Source organism: Pallidibacillus pasinlerensis (assembly GCF_009996845.1).
Classification (GTDB): domain Bacteria; phylum Bacillota; class Bacilli; order Bacillales; family Caldibacillaceae; genus Pallidibacillus; species Pallidibacillus pasinlerensis.
This window is the reverse complement of the sequence record NZ_JAACYS010000103.1, coordinates 1-7,383: the sequence shown is the minus strand read 5'-3', so window position 1 is coordinate 7,383 and position 7,383 is coordinate 1. Positions and strand designations below refer to the sequence as shown.

The 7,383-nt window shown below is 33.7% G+C and carries 5 protein-coding genes and 1 pseudogene; all 6 read left to right on the top strand.

Annotation, left to right across the window (positions count from 1 at the left end; all coding sequences use genetic code 11):
* The first annotated feature begins 247 nt into the window (after positions 1–247).
* The 6 genes and pseudogenes from GW534_RS15165 to GW534_RS15140 all read left to right on the top strand — a co-directional run bounded on the left by GW534_RS15165 (position 248) and on the right by GW534_RS15140 (position 7,367).
* Positions 248–1,399: a CaiB/BaiF CoA transferase family protein gene (locus tag GW534_RS15165; RefSeq protein WP_407670492.1), complete on the top strand. Its 1,152-nt coding sequence runs from the start codon at positions 248–250 to the stop codon at positions 1,397–1,399.
* A gap of 120 nt (positions 1,400–1,519) precedes the next feature.
* Positions 1,520–3,019, top strand: a complete 1,500-nt coding sequence (locus GW534_RS15160) for an aldehyde dehydrogenase family protein (RefSeq protein WP_161921825.1) — start codon at positions 1,520–1,522, stop codon at positions 3,017–3,019.
* Positions 3,020–3,038: 19 nt separating this feature from the next.
* Positions 3,039–4,187, top strand: coding sequence for a saccharopine dehydrogenase family protein (locus GW534_RS15155; RefSeq protein ID WP_161921824.1), 1,149 nt, complete (start codon positions 3,039–3,041; stop codon positions 4,185–4,187).
* 205 nt (positions 4,188–4,392) lie between these two features.
* Positions 4,393–4,944 carry a hypothetical protein gene (locus GW534_RS15150; protein WP_161921823.1) on the top strand — a complete coding sequence of 184 codons (552 nt, stop codon included), beginning with the start codon at positions 4,393–4,395 and terminating at the stop codon, positions 4,942–4,944.
* Positions 4,945–5,093: 149 nt separating this feature from the next.
* Positions 5,094–5,630 (top strand): annotated as a pseudogene (locus GW534_RS15145) (YceI family protein).
* Positions 5,631–5,918: 288 nt separating this feature from the next.
* Positions 5,919–7,367 carry a S1C family serine protease gene (locus GW534_RS15140; protein WP_161921822.1) on the top strand — a complete coding sequence of 483 codons (1,449 nt, stop codon included), beginning with the start codon at positions 5,919–5,921 and terminating at the stop codon, positions 7,365–7,367.
* Positions 7,368–7,383 lie beyond the last annotated feature (16 nt).

The window sequence follows — 7,383 nt, the reverse complement described above, 5'->3', positions numbered from 1 at the left end:
AATAACAAAGAAAACGTTTACAAAATTATTGAAAAGGTTTACAATATATATAGACCGACATGTCTAAATGTTTTGATTATTGTAATTGTAGTTTCCTCCATCTTTTTCCAGCTGTTCTCAAATGAAATGAACAGCAGTTTTTCCAGTTCAAAATGACATAATTTGATTGTCATTATTGAACTGGATTTTTTTTGAAGAAATAAATTTAAAAGTTTAACAATATTAATAAATAGAAAGGAGGGATATTGTGGAACTACAAAATGGAGCATTACAACATATTAAAATTTTAGATTTATCTAGAGTACTTGCAGGGCCGTTTTGCACAATGATTTTAGGTGATTTAGGTGCAGAAGTGATTAAAGTTGAGGCTCCGGGTGGAAGTGATGAGACAAGAAAATGGGGTCCTCCTTTTAAAAATGGTGTAAGTGCCTATTACCTATGTACAAATCGCAACAAAAAAAGTATTACAGTAGATTTAAAGACAGAAAAAGGTATTGAAACGATCAAGAAATTACTTAAAGAATGTGATGTATTGATTCATAATTTTAAAACAGGTACAATGGAAAAGTTTGGTTTAGCTTATGATGTAGTTGCAGAAATCAATCCACAAATTGTATATTGCTCCATAACTGGCTTTGGTGAAACTGGTCCATATAAACATTTACCTGGCTATGATTTTATCATTCAAGCAATGAGTGGACTTATGAGCATTACTGGTGATGAAAAATCTGGTCCACAAAAACTCGGAGTAGCGATTACAGATATTTTAACTGGTTTATATGCGTGTATTGCTATTCAGGCATGTTTATTAGAAAGAACTGTATCAGGTAAAGGACAAAAAATTGATCTATCCCTCTATGACTCGGCAGTCAGTTCGTTAATAAATATTGGCAGTAATTATTTAGTCGCAGGAAAAATTCCAGAACGATTAGGGAATCGCCATGCTAATATTGTTCCATATCAAACTTTCCAAACGAATGATGGCGATATAGTGATTGCAGTTGGTAATGACAATCAGTTTAAAACATTGTGCGAAATTTTAGGTGTTCCACATCTTAGTTCCGATGAACGATTTTCCTCTAATTCAAGCCGTGTCCAACATCGAGATGAATTAACCCACATATTACAAAACGTATTTCAAACAAAACCAACAGTCTATTGGCTTAACTTATGTCGTGAAAATAATATTCCCTGTGGTCCGATTCAAAATATATCTGAAGTTACTCAAGATACCCAATTAAAAGCGAGAGAAATGTTTGTTGAAATGGAACATCCGACAGCAGGTAATATCCAATTAATTGGAAGCCCAATAAAATTATCAAGAACACCTGTATCCTATCGACTACACCCTCCGAATGCAGGTGAACATAATGAAGAAATAATTAAGAAAGAAAAGTAGACAAATTGTAATGAATATTTTTTGAAAATAAGGAATAAAAAAACTTATGTATCTATTCATCTTGAGAATTTTCGATTACATAGATTCGTAGGACAATTAAAAATATAATGGGGTGATATAATGACAGATTACTTTGGTCAAATCCGTAATTTAAAAAATTATATTAATGGTGAATGGGTACGAGGTGAAAATACTGTTCCTGTGATTAATCCTGCAACAAGTGAAGAAATTGTTTATGTTCCATTATCAACTAAAGAAACGGTAGATGAGGCTGTTAAAGCTGCAAAACAAGCCCAAAAAGAATGGGCTCTCGTTCCTGCACCTCAGCGAGCAGAAATTTTATATAAAGTTGGATATCTATTAAAAGAAAGAAAAGAAACGTTAGCTCGTCTACTTACAATGGAGAACGGAAAAGTACTAGAAGAAGCCCGTGGTGAAGTTCAAGAAGGGATTGATATGGCGTTTTATATGGCAGGTGAAGGGCGTAGACTTTTTGGCCAAACAACACCTTCGGAACTAAAAGATAAATTTGCCATGAGTATGCGAGTCCCAATTGGTGTCGTTGGTATCATAACACCGTGGAATTTTCCTATTGCCATTGCAACTTGGAAATCCTTTCCAGCAATTGTTGCGGGAAATGCTGTAGTTTGGAAACCAGCAACAGAAACACCAATTATGGCCTATGAGCTAGCGAAAATATTTGAAGAAGCGGGTCTACCAAAAGGTGTATTTAACGTTGTTTTTGGTTCAGGATCAGAAGTAGGCGATGCAATGGTTCATCATCCTGATATTCGTGTCATTTCATTTACAGGTTCAAATGATACAGGAAGAATGATTGCTGGTGAATGTGGAAAACAATTGAAAAAAGTTTCCCTTGAAATGGGTGGGAAAAATGCTGTTATTGTTATGGATGATGCCGATTTAGAATTAGCGACAGATGGAATTATTTGGAGTGCCTTTGGAACGAGTGGACAGCGTTGTACGGCATGTAGTCGTGTAATTGTTCATGAAGCGGTTAAAGAACAATTAGAAAATAGATTACTAGAAAAAATACCGGAACTGAAAATTGGCAATGGTTTAGACGAAACGGTTAAAGTCGGTCCAATTATAAATCAGGCAGGTATTGATAAAATTAAATCCTATATTGAAATAGGTATAAACGAAGGGGCGAAATTGTTAACGGGTGGGAAACAATTGACAAAATCACCATTTGATAAAGGATTTTATTTCGAACCTACGTTATTTACAAATGCCACAAGTGATATGCGCATTGCTCAAGAAGAAATTTTTGGTCCAGTTGTTTCATTAATACCTGTAAAAAATTTTGAAGAAGCAATTACAGTGAATAATAGTGTAACATTTGGTCTTTCAAGTTCTATCTTTACTCAAGATGTTAATCGTGTATTCAAAGCTCAACGTGATTTAGATACAGGAATTGTTTATGTTAATGCTGGAACAACAGGTGCAGAAATTCATTTACCATTCGGAGGAACAAAAGGTACTGGCAATGGTTACCGAGATTCTGGTATTCAAGCATTAGATGTTTTCACAGAGTGGCGTTCAGTATATGTAGATTTCAGTGGAAAATTACAACGAGCACAAATCGATATTGATGAGTAAATCCCCAGGGGGTGAGTGATTGAAAATTGGTGTACTAGGTGCCGGTTTAATGGGAAAAGAAGCTGCAAGGAATTTATCTAAAAGTGACAATGTTACTTTTGTAGGTCTTGCAGATGTTAATTTTGAACGTGCTAAACAAGCAGTTTACGAGATTGGTTCAAATAAAGTTCAAGCATTCCAAGTGGATGCAGAAAATGACGATGAATTGGCAACGTATATGAAACAATTTGATTGTATTATAAATGCATTATTTTACTCTTTCAATTTAAAAGTTGCTAAAACCGCTATACAGGTTGGAGTTCATTCTGTTGATTTAGGAGGGCATATCGGACATATTACTGATCGTGTATTAGAATTAAATCAAGAAGCCGATGCCTCGCAAGTTACAATTATACCTGATTTAGGTGTAGCGCCAGGGATGATAAATATTCTAGCTGGTTTCGGTGCGAGTAAACTAACAAAAGTTAAATCAATTAAATTATATGTAGGTGGAATCCCTTTACGTCCTGAACCACCATTGGAATATAATCATGTATTTTCGATGGAAGGTTTACTTGATCATTATACAGAACCTGCATTAATTATTCGTAATGGAAAATTGCAAGAAGTACCGTCATTATCTGAAGTTGAGCCCATTTACTTTGAGAAATTTGGTCCTTTAGAAGCTTTTCATACATCCGGTGGGACTTCAACGTTATCGAAGTCATATCCTGAACTGGAAACATTAGAATACAAGACGATTCGTTATCCTGGTCATGCGGAGAAGTTCAAATTACTCGTAGATTTAAACTTGACACGCATTGATTATGTTGTCGAAGTTGACGGAGTAAAAGTTAACCCAAGAAAAGTGTTATTGAAAGTATTAGACCCCCTTGTTGATTTAAAAGATAAGGATGATGTTACGCTACTACGTGTAATCGTAACAGGATTACAAACTTCAAAAGAAGTTTCCTATACTTATGAAATGATTTGTTATAAAGATAAAAAAGAAAACGTCACAGCTATGGCACGTGCGACAGCTAATACGATATCCGTTGTTGCACAAATGATTGGTAAAGGAATTATAAAGAATCGGGGAGTACTACCTCCTGAGCAAGTTGTACCTGGTGATAAGTATATAGAAGAGATGAAGAAACGAGGTGTGATTATTACAGAATTTAAGAATTAATGAATTGAGAGGGCAGGTAAACATATTACCTGCTCTATTTATATGAAATGTTTATCCTGAAAACCAATTAATATGGGAATATATTAAATTATCTTTAATTTCAATATACTGTATACTATAATAGGTATAACAGATTATGAGGTGAATACGATTGCGAAATGAAGGTGTTGAACTGATTTATTAAAGTTTTTAGGAGGTAATCTTATTGCGAGAGTATGATGCAAGATCTGTCTTTACGGCAATCGGCATTTGTTGGACGCTAATTGGATTAATACTAATTACGTTTATCCCATCTGCCATTTTGAATATTCGGTATGTTACGGATGAAGTATTTATCGGTTTATTACCCAAATGGAGTTTATTTACATACGGACTAGGTGTTGTATTCATTGGTTTGGCTGCATTATTATTAGGATTTATTGGAATTAAAAGAAATACCGTCATAATCAGTATTTTATTATTCATAATTAGTATCCCTATATTTTTCTTTGCATCTAAATCCCACGAAACAATTAGTGTTCATGGATTTGAATTTCAACGACCATTCACTTTTGCAATAGATCAATATAGCTGGGAAAATGTCGAAATAGTTAATCGACATGATATTGCAGATGGAAATGAGTTTGACGGTTATGAAATTATTTTTAGCGACGGAACGACATATATTTTAGAAGAAGATAACCGGATTTTACACGGACATCCAATGTTTTTATCGATGGTTCGACATCATGGTATTGATATTAATTACAACCCTTAATAATTATAAAAATAGCTGGCGAATGTACAGCTGTTTTTTTATCTTCGGATATTTTAAAATCGAGAATTATGCATTGACTTATTCTTAAACAGGAAATACAATAATATATGCAATTATTAAAATATTTTTAAAATTAGGAGGTCATCAATATGGGAAAAATAAAATGGGTGTTAGATCCAGCGCATAGTAATGTAGATTTTTCTGTAAAACATATGATGATTTCAAAAGTAAAAGGAATGTTTCGTGAATTTGATGCAAAAATTGAAGCGGACCCAAATGATTTAACGACAGCAAATGTTGAATTTACTGTTGATCTTGCAAGTATAGATACAAGAAATGGTGACAGAGATGCCCACTTAAAATCAGCAGACTTTTTTGATGTGGAAAATCATCCGAAAATGATATTTAAAGCAACGAAATTTGTTAAAACTGATGATAATGAATATGAGGTTACTGATGATTTAACGATCCGCGGAGTAACTCGTCCAGAAACATTTTAAGTTGAAGTTGCAGGAGTTTCCAAAAATCCAATGTCAGGAGCAGAAACATTAGGTATTGAAGTAAAAGGAAAAATAAATCGAAAAGATTATGGTCTCGTTTGGAACGTACCTCTTGAAACAGGTGGAGTTCTAGTTGGAGAAGACGTGAAAATTTTGTTAGAACTAGAAGCAACGAAAAGTGAGTAAAATAAATGGTAGATGATTCCTATTTATAGGGGTCATCTTTTTTAGTGGTTTTCGTAAAATCCATGTAAAACTGGATGAGAATTATATTTTCTTTCTCTTTTATTTAAAATTAATAATGATATAATATTATTGGCTTAAAGTAATGGAGGTATTGACTGTTTATAAAGCACAATAAAATTCAATTACATATAAATTACATATTCATTAAAGTTTCCATATCTTTTCATAATTTGTTCATATTTTTTGACTAAAATGAATGTGAAAAGAAGGAAGTGAGGTGGTACAAGTATGGATAATCAGAAAAAGGAACAATCAAGATTTGAATCAAATAATGAAAATCATTATAATTCTACTAACTTTTCACAATCCTCTTTTGAGCATTTAAATAACCGGGACGAAAACAATCAAAATCAACAAAATGAAACGGATTCCCCATTCGATAATTACGTTAGTGGTGATCGTAGTGAGCAAAATTTTCAACCACCATTCAATCAACCTAATATAAACTATTCGGCACATTTTCAGGAAGATCCTAATAATAATCAATTTTCTATTCAAAATAGGAGCAAGCAAACAATTAAAAGAAAAAGTGGCTGGCTGAAAAAGATTGTCGCTTATATTTCAGTTGGAGTAATTAGCTCAGCCATAACTATCGGTGCTTTGATGTACTTTGATTTCCCAATCGATAAAAATGATGGGGAATCTGGTTATAATGTTAATCTTCAAAAACAATCTAATGATGTAGAATACACTCCAACATTTGCTTCTGCTGATCAAGCATCTATAGCTGATGTAGTTGAAGAATTATCGCCTACGATAGTTGGGGTAATAAACTTACAACAAATGAATAACCATTTTAATTTCCAATCACAAAATGTACAAGCAGGCACTGGTTCAGGAGTGATTTTCCATAAAGATGATAAATATGGGTATATTATTACGAATAACCATGTTATTGAAGGTGCAAGTGAAGTAGAAGTTTCATTATATGATGGTGAAACGGTAAAGGCAGAAATTGTTGGTAGTGATGCTTTAACAGATTTAGCTGTATTAAAAATTGACGGATCGTACGTTAAAAAAATTGCAACATTCGGTGATTCAAATAAAATTCGTCCAGGTGATGAAGTAATTGCAATTGGTAACCCGCTTGGTCTAGAGTTTTCTCGTACGGTAACACAAGGTATTATTAGTGCAATTGATCGTACGGTAGCTGTGACTACATCTGCAGGAGAATGGGAATTAGATGTAATTCAAACGGATGCAGCCATCAACCCTGGTAATAGTGGTGGGGCTTTAATTAACGCCAACGGAGAAGTGATTGGCATTAATAGTTTAAAAATTGCTGATGAGCGAGTGGAAGGTTTAGGCTTTGCCATTCCAACGAATGATGTTTTTCCAATTGCTGAACAATTAATTGAAAATGGTGTTGTTAAGCGTCCATTCTTAGGGATTGAAATGTATGATATCGCAGACGTTGTACCATTTTATCGTCAAAGTATGTTCGGGAACATTGAAACTGGTATTGTTGTAGCTGGTATTCGTGAACAATCACCTGCAGCAAAAGCTGGTTTACAAGTAAATGATGTTATCGTTGGAATTGATGGAAATGAAGTGAAAAATTCAAAAGAACTAAGGAAATATTTATATAGTGAAGTAAAGCCTGGTGATACGATAAAAATTGAATTTTATCGTGATGGAAAACGTCAAAGTGTCAATGTTGAAACAATTGAGAACTAATAAGGTATAAGGAAGA